We start from the raw sequence: 18,942 nt of genomic DNA on the forward strand, positions 1-18,942 counted from the left end.
AAAGTATGAGGAAGAAAATACTCATTGTAGATGATGAGCCAAATATTGTAATGACTTTAGAGTATGCCTTTAAAAAGCAGAACTATGAAGTTTTCATTGCAAGAGATGGCAGTGAAGCTTTAGAGATTGTAATTAACAATATTCCAGATGTAGTTTTACTAGATATTATGATGCCCAATGTAGATGGGTATCAAACATTAAAATATATTAAAAATAAACCTGATTTAAAAAACACCAAGATTGTATTTCTAACTGCAAAAAACAAAAGTTCTGATGTTGAAAAAGGACTAAAATTAGGAGCAGATAAGTATTTAACAAAACCCTTTTCGGTTAAAAAAATAGTTTCAGAAATAAACAATCTTCTTAAATAAAACCTGGTTTTGTGTGCAAACAAACCTTGTCTAATTTAAGATAGTGCAAATGAAATTACGTTTAAACCCGTTGGTATCTGATATTATTATTAGTGCCTACATTCTTATATCGTTATATTTTCGTTTTAAATTTGAAAACGAAACGCCAATTAGTCCTATGAACTCTATAGTTATAGGGATATGTTTTGTAACCATACTATGGGTTCTCATTAAACTTAAAGTGTTAAACCCCAACTGGTTTGGTCTATTTAATTCAAAAAAGACCAAGTCATGAATTATAGCGAATTCCACAATAAAAGCATTAGTAATCCGTCTGAATTCTGGAAAGAACAATCTCAAAATTTAGACTGGCAAACTAAACCAAAAACCATTCTTTCAAAGGATAAAGAAGGCTATACACAATGGTTTACAGACGGTAAACTTAACCTTAGTTATTTATGTATTGACAAACACATAAATGATGGTTTTGGAGAACAAAATGCCATTATATATGACTCCCCTGTAACTAACACAAAAGAGCATATTACTTATAACAAATTACATACAGAAGTTTCCAAATTAGCAGGAGGTTTACAAGCTTTAGGACTAAAAAAAGGCGACACTATTATAATTTATATGCCAATGATTCCACAAGCTATTTATGCAATGCTTGCTTGTGTTAGGATTGGCGTTATACATTCTGTTGTCTTTGGTGGTTTTGCTCCGCATGAGTTAGCAATACGTATTGATGATTGTAAACCAAAAGCCATAATTACCGCTTCTAGCGGTATAGAAGTTACTAGGATTATACCATACAAACCATTTGTAGATACTGCAATAACGCAATCTAAATACAAGCCAGAACATGTAATTGTATTTGACAGAAATTTAAATGCAGAAATCCCTCACATGCCCTATGACATAGATTATGAAGCATTAATAAACAAATCTACTTCTGCAGAAGCTATACCTCTAGAATCTACACACCCCTCATACATTTTATATACTTCTGGAACTACTGGAACCCCAAAAGGGATTATTAGAGACACTGGCGGATATGCAACTGCTTTAAAATTTTCTATGCAATATGTTTATGGTGTTGACCAAGGTGATGTTTATTGGGCTGCAAGTGATGTTGGCTGGGTTGTAGGACATAGCTATATTGTTTATGCTCCTTTGTTACACAGAAACACTACTATTCTATTTGAAGGAAAACCAATAAAAACACCAGATGCATCAACTTTTTGGCGCGTTATAAGTGAACACCAAGTAAAGGTTATGTTTACAGCACCAACAGCAATTAGGGCTATAAAAAAAGAAGACCCAGAAGGCCTTCTAATAAAAAAATACGACTTAAGTTGTTTAAAATATCAATTTTTGGCTGGTGAACGTTGTGATGTAGCAACTTTAGAATGGATAGAAAAACACTTGCAAATTCCCGTTATAGATCATTGGTGGCAAACAGAATCTGGCTGGCCTATGTTAGCGAATATGGTTGGAGTTGAATTACAAAAAGTAAAACCAGGATCAGCCTCTTTACCTGTTTGTGGTTATGATATTCAAATTTTAAATGCAGATGGCAATAAAGTTAAAGCTAACGAAGAAGGCTTTGTAACGGTAAAATTACCTTTACCTCCTGGAACATTAACTAACCTTTGGGGTAACCCACAAAGATTTAAATCTGGGTATTTAGAACGTTTTCCAGGATATTATTTTTCAGGTGATGGAGGCTATAAAGATGAAGATGGTTATGTGTTTATTACAGGCAGAGTCGATGATATCATTAATGTTGCAGGCCATAGACTTTCTACAGCAGAAATGGAAGAGATTGTTGCCTCGCATTCCTCTGTTGCAGAATGTGCTGTTTTTGGAATTCATTGTGAATTAAAAGGACAAAAACCTTTAGGACTAATAGTATTAAAATCTGGAGAAACTTTAAATGAGAATCAGATACAAACAGAAATCATTAAAGAAGTTCGTCAAGAGATAGGCCCTGTTGCTTCTTTTAAAGATGTATTTGTTGTAAAAAGATTACCCAAAACACGATCCGGAAAAATATTACGAAAATTACTCCGTAACATAGCAGATACAAAAGATTACAAAATACCATCTACCATAGATGACATCTTAATAATTGATGAAATTAAAGCAGTTTATAATAAAAATAAAATAGCACCAAGCTAACAACTAACTCAACACCTAAATATTAAACTTAAATACAATACAACATAAAAATAATAGCATGAGTAATTATCATATAAAACATTTAGAAGAATACTATCAAGTCTACAGAAAATCTGTTCGAAATCCAGAAGCTTTTTGGGAAGAAATTGCAGAAGAGCATTTTGTTTGGAGAAAAAAGTGGGACAGGGTTTTAGACTGGGATTTTACCAAACCTGAAGTAAAATGGTTTGAAGGCGCACAACTAAATATCACGGAAAACTGTATTGATAGGCATTTAACTACTCGTGGAAATAAAACAGCTATTCTATTTGAACCTAATAATCCTAAAGAAGAAGCATTACATATAACTTACTCTCAGTTACATGAACGCGTTTCTAAAATGGCAAATGTTCTAAAAGAAAAAGGCGTAAAAAAAGGAGATAGAGTATGCATATACCTACCCATGATTCCTGAATTGGCAGTTTCTGTTTTAGCATGCGCAAGAATAGGTGCTATACATTCTGTTGTTTTTGCAGGATTTTCGTCTAATGCTTTATCCACTAGAATTAACGATTCTGATTGCAAACTAGTCATTACTTCTGATGGTTCCTATAGAGGCTCTAAAACTATAGACCTAAAAGGCATTGTAGATAAAGGACTTGAAGACTGCCCCGGAGTAAAAAATGTTTTAGTTGTAAAACGTATTAATTCTGAGATAGATATGATTGAAGAAAGAGACGAATGGTTACAACCTCTATTAGATGATGCTTATGGCGATTGCGTACCAGAAATAATGAATGCAGAAGACCCTTTATTTATACTGTATACATCTGGATCCACCGGAAAGCCAAAAGGCATGGTACATTCTACTGCCGGTTATATGGTATATACCGCTTATACTTTTAAAAATATTTTTCAATATAAAGAAGAAGATATTTATTGGTGTACAGCAGATATTGGGTGGATTACTGGTCACTCCTATATTGTCTATGGACCATTAGCTAATGGTGCTACTACAGTAATGTTTGAAGGCGTTCCATCTTTCCCTGATTATGGAAGGTTTTGGGAAGTGGTAGAAAAACACAAAATAAATCAGTTTTATACTGCTCCAACTGCAATTAGAGCTCTTGCTAAAGAAAATTTAGAATATGTAGAGAAGTACGATTTAAGCTCTCTAAAAGTATTAGGCTCTGTTGGTGAACCTATTAACGAAGAAGCATGGCATTGGTACAATAATAATGTTGGAAAAAAACACAGTCCCATAGTAGATACTTGGTGGCAAACAGAGACAGGTGGAATAATGATTTCCCCTATTCCCTATGTAACACCTACCACCCCAACCTTTGCCACACTACCTTTTATTGGTATTCAACCAGCATTAATGGATGAAAACGGTGATGAAATTAAAGGAAATCAAGTAGATGGAAGATTATGTATTAAATTCCCTTGGCCATCTATAGCCAGAACTATTTGGGGTAACCATGAACGATATAGAGACACTTATTTCTCTGCATACGAGAACAAATATTTTACAGGAGATGGCGCTCATAGAGATGCCGTAGGGTACTACAGAATAACTGGTAGAGTAGATGATGTTATTATCGTTTCTGGACATAACCTTGGAACCGCTCCAATAGAGGATTCCATTAACGAGCACCCAGCTATAGCAGAATCTGCTATTGTAGGATTCCCGCATGATGTAAAAGGCAATGCTTTATACGGCTATGTTATTCTTAAAGAAACAGGAGAAGGAAGAGACAGAGAAAATTTAAAACGAGAAATAAACCTTCAAATAACAGAACATATCGGACCTATTGCAAAACTAGATAAGATTCAATTTGTAACTGGATTACCCAAGACTAGAAGCGGAAAAATTATGCGTAGAATACTACGCAAAATTGCACACAAAGACACTTCAAACCTTGGAGACACAAGTACCTTATTAAACCCAGAAGTGGTTCAAGAAATTATGGATAACGCTTTATAAACTTATCCTCAACATATTCAAATTTTAGCCGGACTTGTTTATAGTTCGGCTTTTTTTAAGCAATAGCGATTCTTTGTTTTCTTTTTATTAGAATAAATATCAAAAGGGAAACAAAGCCACATACTGCCAAACCAGCAAAAAGAGGCAATACCGTATATTCTACAAAACTACCTACAAAAGTTGCAATTGGAATAGAAATAATGGTAGATATAAATCCAGTTATAGCAGCACCAATACCCGCTATATGACCTATAGGTTCCATTGCAATAGAGCGCAAATTTCCGAACAAAAAACCCAAACTAAAGAACTGAGCTGAGAGAAAACCTAACAAAACAATAACATTTGGATTACTACTATTCCAAAACAAAATAACATACAATAAAGAGACACCAAAAAACAGAATAAGAGCTATAAAAGCCAATTTGCGCATACCCAATTTTAAAACTAAAGTGCCATTTAAAAAAGTGGCAATTCCAATAGAAATTGCTAAACCCGCAAAAATGTATGGAAATTCATCCGCCAAATTATATTGCTCTTCAAAAACCTGTTGCGCTGCACTTAAATACACTAAAAAAGACCCTGTTATTAATCCTGAGATTATGGTGAAAGCTAAGGTTGCTCTATAGCGAATTAACTCCAAAAAGCCATCTAAAAAAACATGTTTAGAAAAAGGAATTTTGTACTCTTGCTTTAATGTTTCTGGCTGTCTTTTCCAAAACCAAATTACCACAATAAAAGCACAAAATAACTGTACATAAAAAATAGCTTGCCAACCCCAGTAATCTAAAACTGTTTTACCCAATGCCGGTGCTACTACAGGAACTAAAATAAAAAATGCTGTTACAAAAGACATCACTTTAGCCATGTAATCCCCTTTATATGTATCTCTTATTATAGAAATACTTATAGACCGTGCAACAGACAATCCTATCCCCTGTAATATTCTACCAAAAATCATCCATCCCATTGTTGGAGCAAAAACACAAACAAGACTTGCAATAAAAAACACTATAAAGCCAATATAAATCATTGGTTTCCTACCGTAACTATCCGATAAAGGGCCAAAAAACAATTGTCCAACTCCAAGCCCTAAAAATATCATTGTAATAAGCATTTGGTTATCCGTAGCACCGATACTATTAAGAGCCATTCCAATACTAGACAAGCCCGGTAAAATAGCATCTATTGCCAATGCAGTTATAGACATTAAAGATGCCATTAAAGCAACAAATTCAAAATTTGGTTTTACGTTCTCCTTTTGCATTTAGCAAAGGTATACATAACATACAGAGCATCATATGTATTTACCATAATTAATACCTATAAAACCATAAAGGATTATTACCACCATTAAATTGCAAATACCTATTTTTGTTAAAAAATTAAACAGCATGCTAATTATAGGAATTGCGGGAGGCACTGGTTGTGGAAAAACAACTGTTGTAAACCAAATTATAAATGAATTGCCAAAAAACGAAGTTGGTTTAATTTCTCAAGATTCTTATTATAATGACCTATCAGAACTTAGTTTAGAAGATCGAAAAAACACAAATTTCGACCATCCTTCGGCAATAGATTTTGATCTTTTAGGAAAACATTTAGAGCTCTTAAAAAAAGGAAAATCTATTGAACAACCTGTCTATTCTTTTTTAGAATGCAATAGAACAAAAGAAACTGTTTTAACCCGTCCGAGAAAAGTAATGATTGTAGAAGGTATTCTAATTTTAACCAATCCGAAAATTAGAGAAATGTTCGATATTAAAATCTATGTTCATGCGGATTCAGACGAGCGTTTAATTCGTAGATTAAAAAGAGATATATTAGAGAGAGGGTGGAGCTTAGAGGATACCTTAAACCGATACCAAAACACTCTTAAACCTATGCACAATCAATTTATTGAACCAACAAAAGAGTATGCTGATATTATTATACCAAATAACAAATATAATACGGTTGCCATTGATATTGTCAGAACAATTATAAATGAAAAACTATCTTAATAAATGGGCCTAAACAACCTTATTAATAAGCCGTGGTTTAAACTTATTACCAATACCTATGTATTAGTTTTAACAGCTTTTGTCATTTGGATGCTCTTTTTCGACACCAACTCTTTGTTAATACATTTAGAATTAAAAAAAGAAATTAAAAAATTAGAAAAACAGCAAGAGTTTTTAAAAGAAGAAATAGCCAAGGACAAAATAATTATTAAAAAATTATCCGATAAAGGCGAATTAGAAAAATTTGCTAGAGAAGAATATTATTTAAAAAAGAAAAACGAAGAAATTTATCTAATTGAGTACGCTGATAGTCTTAAAAAAGCTAATTAAGCCTTGTTATAACTTTTAACAAGTCTAACAATACTAAAATCTCCTAAAAATTCCTGTCGACTGTTTCTTCTTATAAAATATTCGTTATTAAAACTTTAACTCTATTTAACGCAAGCTTATGCACTAATTCACTTTGTGTTAACAAAAACGTTTCAAGAACGTCGTAAATAATTGTATTTTTACAATCTAACTTACTTTATAATGGGCAAGATAATTGCTATAGCAAATCAGAAAGGTGGCGTAGGTAAAACCACAACTACAGTAAACTTGGCTGCCTCGCTAGGTGTACTGGAGAAAAAAGTTCTGTTAATTGATGCAGACCCCCAAGCGAATGCAACTTCTGGATTAGGAATTGATGTAGAAAGTGTTGAACTAGGAACGTATCAGTTATTAGAGCATACAAAAAATGCCAAAGAAACTATTTTAGAAACAACCTCTCCGAATGTAGATTTAATTCCGTCTCATATAGACCTAGTGGCTATTGAAATAGAATTAGTAGACAAAGAAGAGCGAGAGTATATGATGAAAAAAGCGATAGAAAAGCTTAAAGATTCTTACGATTACATTTTAATTGATTGTGCCCCTTCCTTAGGCTTATTAACCTTAAATGCATTAACCGCTGCAGATTCTGTTATTATTCCTATTCAATGCGAATATTTTGCATTAGAAGGGCTAGGCAAATTATTAAACACTATAAAGAGTGTTCAAAAAATACACAATACAAATTTAGATATAGAAGGCATGTTATTAACCATGTACGATTCTAGATTACGACTTTCTAATCAAGTTGTTGAAGAGGTGCGAAAGCATTTTGGAGACATGGTTTTTGAAACTATAATTCAAAGAAATGTACGCCTTAGTGAGGCCCCAAGTTATGGCGAAAGTATTATTAAATATGACGCTAGTAGCAAGGGAGCGGAAAATTATTTAAATATGGCGAATGAAGTTGTGAATAAAAACAAGGAAATTGTATAATGGCCAAAGCAACAAAAAAACAAGCTTTAGGCAGAGGGTTATCTGCCTTATTAAAAGATCCTGAAAACGATATACAATCTGCATCTGATAAAAATGCAGATAAAGTAGTTGGCAATATTGTAGAATTAGATATTACTACGATAGAGGTTAATCCGTTTCAGCCAAGATCTTATTTTAATGATGAAGCCCTAAGCGAATTAGCAACTTCTATTAAAGAATTAGGTGTTATACAACCAATTACGGTTCGGAAATTAGACTTCAACAAATATCAATTAGTATCAGGGGAAAGAAGGTTTAGAGCATCGAAACTTATAAATCTTCAAACCATACCAGCATATATTCGTATTGCCAACGATCAAGAGTCTTTAGAAATGGCTTTGGTTGAAAATATCCAAAGACAAGATTTGGATCCTATTGAAATTGCTCTTTCTTATCAAAGGTTAATTGACGAAATTGAACTTACGCAAGAGAAACTTAGTGATCGTGTTGGTAAAAAAAGATCTACAATCGCAAATTATTTAAGATTATTAAAACTAGATCCAATCATACAAACAGGTATTAGAGATGGTTTTTTAAGTATGGGTCACGGTAGAACCTTAGTTAACATCGAAAAAAAAGAAGATCAAATTGCTCTTTACGAGAAAATTGTTGGACAGAGCCTATCTGTTAGAGAAACAGAAAAAGCAGTAAAAGCTTATCAAAATGGTAGTAGTACAACAGCGAAAAAGCCAAAAAGTAATGCTCCTGCATTTATCACTAAAGAAATAAGTAATTTTTCGGAACACCTATCTGTAAAAGTAGATATAAAGCACACCACAGGTAACAAAGGAAAAATTACAATTCCTTTTACTTCTAAAGAAGAATTTGAACGAATTAAAAAAATAATAACAGGTGAATAAATACCTTGTTATATTCGGTTTTTTATGCATTTCCTCTTGGCACTCCTTTGCTCAAGAAGAGAATAAAGAAATTGACAGTTTACAAACTGACCTTAAAAAAGAAGGGATTGTAATAGACAAAAAGGCTTTAAAAAAGAAAAAAAACTTTAACCCTTTAGCTCCGAGCAAGGCTGCGTTCTATTCTGCCGTACTCCCTGGTTTAGGGCAAATCTATAATAAAAGATATTGGAAAGCACCAATTGTATGGATTGCTTTAGGCTCTGGTATTTATGGGTATACATTTTACAATGATCGTTATGACGGCCTTAGAACAGCTTTTAAAAGGCGACAAGCTGGTTTCACAGACGATTTATACTATAATCCTACAGGCGCTGGAAGCAATACGCATTTAGACATCAATGTTTTAGAAAGACAACAAGAAAGAACACAAGAATCAAGAGATTTAGTATTAGTATATACTATTGCCGCATATATATTAAACATTGTAGATGCTAATGTAGATGCTCATTTACAACAATTTAATGTAGATGATGACCTTAGTATAGATTTTAAACCTTTTTTTGATTTAGATCCCATAACCAGTAACCCTAATTATGGAATGGGACTTACTATTAATTTTTAACTTATGAAAATAGCATTATTTGGATATGGTAGAATGGGTAAAATGATAGAGCAAGCAGCCCTAAAGAGAAACCACACCATTGTAGCCAAAATAGATATAGACACTAAAGAAATAGACTTCTCTAATATTGATGTTGCTATTGACTTTAGCATGCCTTCCGCTGCCTATGAAAATATTACAAAATGCCTAAAAAATAACATCCCTATAATCTCTGGAACTACAGGATGGCTAGAAAACTATGATGAAGCAGTTGCTCTTTGCAAAGAAAAAGAAGGTGCATTTATCTATGCATCGAACTTTAGTTTGGGAGTAAATGTTTTTTTTGAGCTGAATGAATATTTAGCTAAAATGCTTAAAAACTTAAAACAGTATAATGTTTCTCTGGAAGAGATACACCATACCAAAAAATTAGATGCTCCAAGTGGAACAGCTATTACTTTGGCAGAAGGTGTTATTAACAATTCTGATTATACAAAATGGAAATTAGATGAAGCAGACGTACATCAAATTCCTATTACAGCTAAAAGAATAAAAGAAGTACCAGGCACGCACACTGTAGCTTATGATAGCACTATCGACAGTATCGAAATTAAACATACAGCTCACAATAGAGAAGGGTTTGCCTTGGGAGCTGTAATAGCTGCAGAATGGATTATAGATAAAAAAGGAATTTTTTCAATGAGAGATGTGTTAAATCTAGGTTAACACCTGTAACACATTACCACATAAATATACCTATATCAAAATAGTAAAAGAGAGTATTATTAACTATACCTCTCTATAAAAACATTAGACAACAAATAGCAATTTTTATGGATACTACGCAGTGGATTATTTTTATACTAATAGTACAAGTTATTCATTTTTTAGGAACCTGGAAACTATACGTTAAACCTGGGAGAAAAGCATGGGAAGCAGCTATACCTGTTTACAATGCTATTGTATTAATGCAAATTATTAATAGACCAAAATGGTGGACTATTCTCTTATTTATTCCCATTGTTAACTTGTTAATGTTTCCTGTTATTTGGGTAGAGACTATTCGTAGTTTCGGTAGAAACAGCTTAATGGAATCTTGGTTAGTTGTTCTTACTCTAGGCTTTTACACCTACTATGTTAACTACATCTTAGATGCTAAATACATAGAAGACCGAAGCTTGCACCCGACTACCGCTTTGGGAGAATGGGTAAGCTCTATCGTTTTTGCTGTTGTTGCTGCTACATTGGTTCACACCTATTTTATACAGCCTTATGTAATACCAACTGGATCTCTTGAACGCACCCTAAGAGTTGGTGATTTTCTATTTGTTAGCAAATTCCATTACGGCGCAAGAACCCCTATGACTACGGTTGCTGCACCCATGGTCCATGACACCATTCCGAAAATTGGCACCCGTTCTTACTTAAACAAACCGCAATTACCTTATTTTAGATTACCTGGCTTTAAAAAAGTAAAAAAGAATGATATAGTTGTTTTCAGCTGGCCTGCTGATACCGTACGTGTATTTTTTAAAAAAGAAAAAGGGGTTAAAAAACCTATAGATAAAAAATCAAATTATGTAAAGCGTTGTGTTGGAACACCTGGAGATTCTTTAGAGGTTATCGATGGCTATGTATTCATTAATGGAAAGCAACTACAATTAACAGACAGAGCAAAACCGCAATACGACTATATGGTCTATAGCAACAAGGGAGTTTCTTCGCGCTTATTACTAGATTTAGGCGTGGTAGATTTAACTAGAAAATATGTATCAGACCCCATTAACCAAGAACAAGCTCAATTATTACAAGAATATCTTTTAGGATACAACCAAACACCGGATGGCAAATTAGAACTATACACTAAACATCTTGGTATTCCGATTGATGTAATTAAACAAACGAGACTTTCCTTAAAAGAAATTACAGATAGACAAAGACTTGTAGCCCTAACAGATAAAATGGCAGCACAACTTAAAGCAAATGCCGATATTGATTCTATTGTAAGACAAATATCTCCAAAAAACACAAGAGGAGTCAATATATTCCCTCAAAGTCCGGATTACAGTTGGAATAATGATAACTTTGGCCCTATTTACCTTCCTAAAAAAGGGGTAACTATCCCTCTAAACTTAGAAGTTCTGCCTGTATATAAAAAGATTATTAAAGATTACGAAGGAAATAAAATAAGTGTTTCTGGAAACCAAATAAGTCTTAATGGAAAAATAGCCACATCCTATACCTTTAAACAAGATTACTATTGGATGATGGGTGATAATAGAGACCATTCCGAAGACAGTAGAACATGGGGCTATGTTCCTGAAAATCATATTGTTGGAACCCCAATTTTTATCTGGATGAGTTTTGATAATTTCACAGACGGATTCAAAAACTGGAAAATTCGCTGGGATCGTGTTTTTACAACTGTCAATGGAGACGGAGAACCTAGATCCTATTTTAAATTCTTTTTAATAGCCTTAGCCGGTTGGTTTATATTTGATTTTATCCGCAAGAAAAGAAAAAACAAAGCATAAGTTTTGAAACATTTAATACACCCTACCTATTTTCCAAACATTGCAACTTTTGCTGTAATTGCTCAACAAGATGTTTATTGGGAAGTCATGGATAATTACCAAAAACAAACCTATAGAAATCGTACTTATGTTTGTACCGATAATGGAAAGCACATATTGAACATCCCCATAGTTCATGTTGGAAAAGAAAAAGGTCGTCAAAAATACAAAGATGTTCAATTAGACAATTCCTACGCTTGGCAACGTCAACATTGGCGCACCTTAGAAACAGCTTATAGATCTTCTCCTTTTTTTGAATTTTATGAGGACGAAATTGTCCCTCTTTTTTTGGAAAAACATACCCATTTAATGGATTTTAATTTAAAAGCAATAGAGATTATATGCGATTGTCTACAAATTGAAACTCCTAAAGAACGCACTACAGAATATAAATCCAATATTAAAGATTCTATAGATTTACGTTTTCTTGCGAATGCAAAAATAGAACCTAAATTCAATACCGAAAAATACATACAAGTATTTAGCGACAGGCATACCTTTATCCCTAATTTAAGTATCTTAGATCTTCTTTTTAATGAAGGAACAAATGCTTTATCTTACTTAAAAGAACTTAAGTTAGGTTTTATAAATGCTTAGGTTTATACTCCATTACGGCATACATTTTATTGTTCCCATAATAATTGCTCTATTCTTGTTTAAGAAGAATAAAGGTGTTGTTATGTTAATTCTACTTTCTGGGATTATTATCGATATAGATCATTTTTTTTCAAATCCTATATTTGATCCTAATCGATGTAGCATTAACTTTCACCCATTACATTCGTACATAGCTATATTTATATACTTTTCCTTTTTGTTTTTTAAAAAAACTAGAATTTACGGAATAGCCTTGTTAATTCATATCCTAGCCGATATGGTAGATTGTTATATGATTAATTTAAACTAAAAGAAGCCATTACAGGAAAATGATCCGAGTATTTTACGTTGAAATTCTTGTGAGATTGCACGTTAAACTCCTTATCCGCTAGAATAAAATCTATCCGAACCTGGACTCCATGATAGTTGTATGTTCGCCCGTACCCAGAGCCTTTTTCAATAAAAGTATCCTGAAATTCTCCTTTTAACCTTTTATACACAACTGAGTATTGGGTATTATTAAAATCACCACAAATCAACGTTTTATGCTTATTATTAATACGATGTTTCTCTATTAAATCAACCTGTTCTTCCTGCATTACAAAAGAAGAAGACATTCTATGGTAGAATTTATTTGACAAGCCCTTACGATTAACTAAAGAGCGTATTTTTAATGATTGAAGATGTACATTATATATTCGTATTGTATCCTTTTTCAATAAAATGTCCACGAAAATGGCATTATTTCCAGAGTCTGGAAAATTCAAATCTCCCTTAGCAATTATTGGAAATTTAGAATAAATTGCTTGAATTGCTTTACCATCATGATTTCCAAATTCAAAATCTACATAATTATAAGGGTACGCATTTAATTCGCCACTTTTAATTCTCCAACGATCAAATTCTTGAAAGCAAATAATATCAGGGTCTTGTTGTGAAATAAAATTAATTATATTAATACCGTTTTCTTTTATTTTGTTATAATCTAATCCATTAAAACCATATGTATTATACGTCATTACACTAAACTCTTCTTTTAAATTATCCTCAGTAGAACTATTATATTGAACAAAAGAACCTAAGAATACGTAACCAATAACTAAGGCCAAAATAGACAATAAGCTCTTTCGTATTTTAACATATACCCAATATAACGCAAAAAATAAATTTACAACAACCAGTACAGGTACACCCAGGCTTAAAAATGAAAATATAGGTATAAATTTAACAGGAAAATAAGGAATTACACAGGCTAACAATAAAAGTAAAGCCATTACCATCGTTACGAAATAAATGAACTTTTTAAAAATAGATGTTTTTTTCACTCTTTAATTCTCTTTTCCTGCTTTAAACAAAAAATCTTTTTCCTCTTGAGATAAACTCTCGTAACCTGACTTACTTATCTTATCTAAAATAGCGTCTATTTTCTTTTGCCTTACATCTTTATCATAAGCCTGCTTAGATTGCTTATTTTCTTTTTTATTTCTATACACTGTTTTTAAAGGGGCTTTCTTTTCTTTTCCTTTTAAAATATTTACTAGAGAATCTAGTAACCTACCAAATCCCGAACCAATATCCGTTCCGTTGAGAAGTTGTCTTGCATAAAAATACCCTAATGCTGCACCTCCCAAATGGGCTAAATGTCCTCCTATATTTCCACTAGTCGGAATTTGTATTAAATCTGTAAGAACCACAAAAGCACCTATATACCAGAGTTTAATATTAAATACAAACAAACGAACTTCTTGCGTTGGAATATAAGAACAAACAAAAATAAGAACCGAAGTAACACCCGCAGAAGCACCAATAAGAGCAGTATTGGAGTGAATTAATGTTGGAAAAACATTGTAACTTAATAAAAAAACAAGTCCACCTGCTATAACTCCTAAAAAATAAACATTGAGAAAACGCTTATTACCAAAGAGGTTAAGAAAAATACGTCCCGCAAAATAAAGAAGAAACATATTCCAAAAAACATGACCTAGACTTCCATGGAAAAAAGAATAACTAACAATAGACCATGGTTGCTTTAAGAAACTGAAAAAATCTTTAGGAAGCTCAAACCAAGACATAATACTAAAGCCAAGAAGAGCAGTAAATAAACCTTCAACAATAAAGAATATTACATTTATTGCTATTAACTTTTCTGCAATAGAGAGTCTTGCAAATTGATATTTTAAATTTCCTTGTGCCATATATTAATTCCAGCGATTACCATTAAATTGGTTCTTTTTCCAATACCACATCATTATAAAACCAAGCAAAGCTCCCCCAATATGAGCAAAATGAGCTATACCATCCCCCGCATTACTAAAACCATAATAAAAATCTCCGATAAAATATAATGGAACAAAGTATTTTGCCTTAATAGGAACAGGCAGAAACATAAGCATCAATTCCATATTAGGAAACATAAACGCAAACGCAACCATAATTCCCGCAGTAGCTCCAGAAGCACCCAACATTCTGCCGTTAAACTCCGACAACATATTATCCACAACATCTTGCGATGTTAAGTCATACCAACCCGTGTTATATTGACCTTCAATTAAGGTATCGATTATTTCAGTTTTTACTGCTCCAGCATGAACCAAAACATCTAAAGATTGAGAAAAGAAATAATAATTAGCCCCAGTTTGTAATAGCAATGCTCCTAAACCAGCTGAGAAATAGAAAAACAAAAATTTATTTCTTCCCCACATTTTTTCTAATGGAGAACCAAACATCCATAAAACAAACATATTAGCAACTATATGCATCACACTGCCATGCATAAACATATGAGTTATTACTTGCCAAACCTGAAAATTATCATTTTTAGGAAACCACATAGAAAACAAATGATACATTTGATTGCTATATAGTTGTGTTGCTACAAAAAACAAAATGTTTATTATAAGCAAATGTTTAATAGCATCTGTTAATCTAGCCATTTATATAAATTTTTTATCAATATCATTTTCTGTTATAGTAATATATGTAGGTTTATTAAACGGACTCAGCCCCGGTTCCTTACAGGCAAACAAATCGTTTACCAAAGCTAATTGAGATGCATTATCCAAAATAGTTCCTGTTTTTACAGATAAGGTTTTAGATAATGTTTTAGATAGAATATCCGTTTGCGAAAAACTATCGCCTACAATTTCCATTTGGTAATCCGATATAAGCTGTTCTAATATCATTCCTACCTCGCTCTCCGCTACCTGCAAAGGTACTCCTGTTACTTCTACCTTATCTTTCTCTAAAACACTAAAAGCAAAACCAATAGTGGTTAATTGCCCTTGTATTTCATTTAAAATTGCGACATCAGCATTAGAAAAAGATAGAGAAAGAGGAAATAGCAATTGTTGACTTACTGCTTCTTTTATTGTTATGTTCTTTAAAAATTTTTCATACAAAACTCTTTGGTGTGCCCTGCCTTGATCAATAACAACCATACCAGACTTTATAGTAGTAACTATATATTTTCTTCGAAGTTGAAAAGTAGTCGTAACCGATTCCTCTTCTTCATTTTCTTCTTTAAAAATAGACCCAGTTATTACTTCTGATTCAAATTCTATACTAGAAACCGTATTACTACTTTCTTTTTTACCTCCTAAACCCTCATACAAATTTTCCCAACCTTTGGCACTAGGTTTAGAAAAACTAGAATACCCTCCAGAATTACCCCCGCTAACGCTCTGCGATGTAGATGGGCTTTCTGCAAACGGATTAAATGTGGCATCCACCGCTACTTTTGGTAATTCTGCTTGCTTATCCTTAAAGGAATATGGTGTATTTAAATTAGGGTCTTGATCAAAATCTATTGCAGGTACAACACTAAATTGCCCTAGACTATGTTTTATGGTTGACCTTAATAAAGCATAAAGAGTATGCTCGTCGTCAAACTTAACCTCTGTTTTTGTTGGATGTATGTTTATATCAATAGTTGCCGGATCTACCTCTAAACAAAGAAAATATCCCGGGTAGGTATTAGGATGTATTAAACCCTCAAAAGCTGCCACTACCGCATGATGTAAATAAGGGCTTTTTATAAATCTATCATTAACAAAAAAAAACTGTTCCCCTCTACTCTTTTTCGCAAACTCTGGCTTATTTACAAATCCAGTAATTTTAACCACTTGTGTTTCTTCCTCTACAGGCACTAATTTAGGGTTTGTTTTTCCCCCAAAAATTTGAACTATACGTTTTCTATAATTTACTGCTGGCAAATTAAAGAGCTCACTACCATTATTGTAATAATGAAACGCTATACCGGGATGCGCTAATGCTACTCTATGAAATTCGTCTGTAATATGCCTTAATTCTACTTGATTAGATTTTAAAAAATTTCTTCGTGCCGGAATATTAAAAAACAAATTCTTAACCAACATGGATGTCCCCTTTGGTGTAACCATAACCTCTTGAGAAATTACTTTACTACCTTCCATTTTTATTTGGGTTCCTACTTCATCACCTTCCGTTTTTGTCTGCAACTCTACATGAGCAATTGCCCCAATCGAAGCAAGGGCCTCCCCTCGAAATCCTTTAGTATTTAGATTAAAAAGGTCTTCTGCTTTTTGAATTTTAGAAGTTGCATGTCTTTCAAAACTTAAACGAGCATCGGTAGGACTCATTCCTTTTCCATTATCTACAACTTGAATAAGGTTTTTACCCCCATCTTTTACAATAAGTTTTATTGTACTCGCTCCTGCATCAATCGCATTTTCTAGCAATTCTTTAACCACAGAAGCCGGTCGTTGAACAACCTCGCCAGCAGCAATCTGATTTGCTACATGGTCTGGCAAAAGTTTTATTATATCTGCCATATTAACTTATAAAAATAGATAAATCAAAATCTATAATGAAGAGAAATAGTAGTACCAAAACTACTAATATAATTATCATTCTTTTTCTGAGGTCCCGATCTCCTTTTCTTTTTACATCGTCTAAAACATTATTAAACTTTCTTTTTAAACCTCTATTTCTACCTACGGTAGACCGGAACTTATCAAACTTATGTTCTATTTCATACGGACTCCCCTCTCCTTTATCGTCATAAAAACGAGGAGAATACCCAAATTTCTTATTCTTACTTAATTTTGTGATTTTGCTTAGCATACCCATTGTATCAAAGTTACTTAAAATCAAAAAATATGCCGTAATAGGAATACTAAAATTTGTTAACAGTTTTAAAGTTTCCTGTATTTTTTAAAATAGAAGTGGTGGTTATTAGAAATCTAACCCAAAGTAGCCATTTTTATTGCTGCTATCGCGGCCTCTGCTCCTTTATTACCATGTTTACCTCCACTACGATCAATTGCTTGTTGCATCGTATTATCGGTAAGCACACAAAATATAACAGGAGTATCTGTTTGTACATTTAGATCCTTTATTCCTTGAGCGGTTGCACTACATACGAAATCGAAATGTTTAGTCTCTCCTTGTATAACACTCCCAATAGCAATAACAGCGTCTACATTTTGCGTTGCTAGCATTTTTTTACAACCGTAAGTTAACTCAAAACTTCCTGGAACATCCCATTTAATAATATTACTTTGTATAGCCCCACAATCTAGTAAAGCTTCAAGTGCTCCAGAGTAAAGTCCTTCTGTTATATCTGAATTCCATTCAGAAACAACAATCCCAAACCGAAGTTCCTTCGCGTTTGGGATTGCAGACTTATCATAAGTTGATAAATTTTTATTGACTGTTGCCATTATTTTGAACTTTTCGCCATTCCTATAAAAGCATCTATAGTACGTGCTTCATCTGAGCTAGAAAAATCATCCTTAATCCTTTGGAAGAATTTTAATGCTTTAGCATTTTCCTTTAACTCTAAAGCCGTAACTCCTGCCTTATATAAAAACTTAGGAGTTGTATATTCATTTCCACTGTGCGCAATTGCACTTTCATAATATCCTAAAGCATCATTAGTCTGTCCTAATTGCATAAAAGCATCTCCCAAACCTCCTTTTGCTAAAGCTCCTAAAATAGCATCATCCGAAGAAAAATTTTCTAAATGGCTTATAGCTTCTTCATATTTCTGCATATTCATATAAGACATTCCAGCAGAATAATTTGCTAAATTAGCCGCTTTAGTACCGCTATATTCCTCTATAATATTTAAAAATCCGTATTTACCATCTGCTCCATTTAAAGCTAAAGAAAACAAGGAATCTTTTGCAGTTGTACTTGCTAGGGCTTGATCAAAATGTTGTTGCGGATAATACATCTCATTAGCGGCATCTGCCTCTTTTGGGTTTTGCACAAATTGCATATATCCTAAATAGCCAAGAACTATAACAGCTATTACACCAATAACACCTAATATATAGTTTTGATTACTAGAAACCCACTCTTCACTTTTAGAAGCACTTTCATCCAATGTATTAAACACTTCCGCAGTTGTGCTTTCTTGTTCATCAAACTCTTTCTCTTCTACTTGATTCTTAGGTTTAAATCCTCGCTTTTTGTATGTTGCCATT

General features: G+C 33.0%; 20 protein-coding genes. 12 read left to right on the plus strand and 8 right to left on the minus strand.

Going from position 1 to position 18,942, the window contains the following annotated elements:
* Positions 1 to 5: 5 nt before the first annotated feature.
* From Q0856_RS13440 to acs, 3 genes are all read left to right on the plus strand, one after another.
* The gene (locus Q0856_RS13440; RefSeq protein WP_298505868.1) at positions 6 to 371 is read left to right on the plus strand and encodes a response regulator; all 366 of its coding nucleotides are present in this window, start codon (positions 6 to 8) and stop codon (positions 369 to 371) included.
* Positions 372 to 641: 270 nt separating this feature from the next.
* Positions 642 to 2,534, plus strand: a complete 1,893-nt coding sequence (locus tag Q0856_RS13445) for an acetate--CoA ligase (RefSeq protein WP_298505871.1) — start codon at positions 642 to 644, stop codon at positions 2,532 to 2,534.
* 58 nt (positions 2,535 to 2,592) lie between these two features.
* Positions 2,593 to 4,500 carry an acetate--CoA ligase gene (gene acs / locus Q0856_RS13450; RefSeq protein ID WP_298505874.1) on the plus strand — a complete coding sequence of 636 codons (1,908 nt, stop codon included), beginning with the start codon at positions 2,593 to 2,595 and terminating at the stop codon, positions 4,498 to 4,500.
* A 55-nt stretch (positions 4,501 to 4,555) separates the two neighbouring features.
* Here the strand turns inward: acs and Q0856_RS13455 are convergent, their stop codons facing one another.
* Positions 4,556 to 5,764 (minus strand): multidrug effflux MFS transporter, encoded by a 1,209-nt coding sequence (locus tag Q0856_RS13455; RefSeq protein WP_298505876.1) that lies wholly within the window; start codon positions 5,762 to 5,764, stop codon positions 4,556 to 4,558.
* Between the two features lie 127 nt (positions 5,765 to 5,891).
* Between Q0856_RS13455 and udk the strand changes: the two genes are divergently transcribed.
* From udk to Q0856_RS13500, 9 genes are all read left to right on the plus strand, one after another.
* On the plus strand, positions 5,892 to 6,500 hold the full coding sequence (udk, locus tag Q0856_RS13460; protein ID WP_298480470.1) for a uridine kinase: 609 nt from the start codon (positions 5,892 to 5,894) through the stop codon (positions 6,498 to 6,500).
* Positions 6,501 to 6,503: 3 nt separating this feature from the next.
* Positions 6,504 to 6,830, plus strand: a complete 327-nt coding sequence (locus Q0856_RS13465; protein ID WP_298480467.1) for a septum formation initiator family protein — start codon at positions 6,504 to 6,506, stop codon at positions 6,828 to 6,830.
* 201 nt (positions 6,831 to 7,031) lie between these two features.
* Complete coding sequence (locus Q0856_RS13470; RefSeq protein WP_298480464.1) at positions 7,032 to 7,805, plus strand: AAA family ATPase; 774 nt, start codon at positions 7,032 to 7,034, stop codon at positions 7,803 to 7,805.
* Complete coding sequence (locus tag Q0856_RS13475) at positions 7,805 to 8,704, plus strand: ParB/RepB/Spo0J family partition protein (RefSeq protein WP_298480461.1); 900 nt, start codon at positions 7,805 to 7,807, stop codon at positions 8,702 to 8,704. Before Q0856_RS13470 ends, Q0856_RS13475 begins: the two co-directional genes overlap by 1 nt.
* On the plus strand, positions 8,697 to 9,326 hold the full coding sequence (locus Q0856_RS13480) for a DUF5683 domain-containing protein (protein ID WP_298480457.1): 630 nt from the start codon (positions 8,697 to 8,699) through the stop codon (positions 9,324 to 9,326). The genes Q0856_RS13475 and Q0856_RS13480 overlap by 8 nt, the downstream gene beginning before the upstream one ends.
* Positions 9,327 to 9,329: 3 nt before the next feature.
* Positions 9,330 to 10,031 carry a 4-hydroxy-tetrahydrodipicolinate reductase gene (dapB, locus tag Q0856_RS13485; RefSeq protein WP_298480454.1) on the plus strand — a complete coding sequence of 234 codons (702 nt, stop codon included), beginning with the start codon at positions 9,330 to 9,332 and terminating at the stop codon, positions 10,029 to 10,031.
* A gap of 107 nt (positions 10,032 to 10,138) precedes the next feature.
* On the plus strand, positions 10,139 to 11,839 hold the full coding sequence (gene lepB / locus Q0856_RS13490; RefSeq protein WP_298505879.1) for a signal peptidase I: 1,701 nt from the start codon (positions 10,139 to 10,141) through the stop codon (positions 11,837 to 11,839).
* Positions 11,840 to 11,842: 3 nt separating this feature from the next.
* Positions 11,843 to 12,475, plus strand: a complete 633-nt coding sequence (locus tag Q0856_RS13495; RefSeq protein ID WP_298505882.1) for a WbqC family protein — start codon at positions 11,843 to 11,845, stop codon at positions 12,473 to 12,475.
* A complete protein-coding gene (locus Q0856_RS13500) occupies positions 12,468 to 12,785 on the plus strand; it encodes a DUF6122 family protein (RefSeq protein WP_298505885.1) in 318 nt (105 codons plus the stop codon). Before Q0856_RS13495 ends, Q0856_RS13500 begins: the two co-directional genes overlap by 8 nt.
* Here the strand turns inward: Q0856_RS13500 and Q0856_RS13505 are convergent.
* From Q0856_RS13505 to Q0856_RS13535, 7 genes are all read right to left on the minus strand, one after another.
* On the minus strand, positions 12,772 to 13,749 hold the full coding sequence (locus Q0856_RS13505; RefSeq protein WP_298505887.1) for an endonuclease/exonuclease/phosphatase family protein: 978 nt from the start codon (positions 13,747 to 13,749) through the stop codon (positions 12,772 to 12,774). The genes Q0856_RS13500 and Q0856_RS13505 overlap by 14 nt on opposite strands.
* Positions 13,750 to 13,803: 54 nt before the next feature.
* Positions 13,804 to 14,670 (minus strand): rhomboid family intramembrane serine protease, encoded by an 867-nt coding sequence (locus tag Q0856_RS13510; protein ID WP_298505889.1) that lies wholly within the window; start codon positions 14,668 to 14,670, stop codon positions 13,804 to 13,806.
* A gap of 3 nt (positions 14,671 to 14,673) precedes the next feature.
* Entirely contained in the window at positions 14,674 to 15,408 is a 735-nt protein-coding gene (locus Q0856_RS13515; RefSeq protein WP_298505891.1) for a rhomboid family intramembrane serine protease, read from the minus strand.
* The gene (gene mutL / locus Q0856_RS13520; protein ID WP_298505894.1) at positions 15,409 to 17,283 is read right to left on the minus strand and encodes a DNA mismatch repair endonuclease MutL; all 1,875 of its coding nucleotides are present in this window, start codon (positions 17,281 to 17,283) and stop codon (positions 15,409 to 15,411) included. It lies immediately after the preceding gene.
* 1 nt (position 17,284) lies between these two features.
* The gene (locus Q0856_RS13525) at positions 17,285 to 17,581 is read right to left on the minus strand and encodes a riboflavin synthase subunit beta (protein WP_298480428.1); all 297 of its coding nucleotides are present in this window, start codon (positions 17,579 to 17,581) and stop codon (positions 17,285 to 17,287) included.
* Between the two features lie 113 nt (positions 17,582 to 17,694).
* Positions 17,695 to 18,174, minus strand: a complete 480-nt coding sequence (gene ribH, locus Q0856_RS13530) for a 6,7-dimethyl-8-ribityllumazine synthase (RefSeq protein ID WP_298505895.1) — start codon at positions 18,172 to 18,174, stop codon at positions 17,695 to 17,697.
* The gene (locus Q0856_RS13535; RefSeq protein WP_298480423.1) at positions 18,174 to 18,941 is read right to left on the minus strand and encodes a tetratricopeptide repeat protein; all 768 of its coding nucleotides are present in this window, start codon (positions 18,939 to 18,941) and stop codon (positions 18,174 to 18,176) included. Before Q0856_RS13535 ends, ribH begins: the two co-directional genes overlap by 1 nt.
* Between the last annotated feature and the right edge of the window lies 1 nt (position 18,942).

It is taken from the genome of uncultured Maribacter sp. (assembly GCF_947496775.1).
GTDB lineage: Bacteria > Bacteroidota > Bacteroidia > Flavobacteriales > Flavobacteriaceae > Maribacter_B.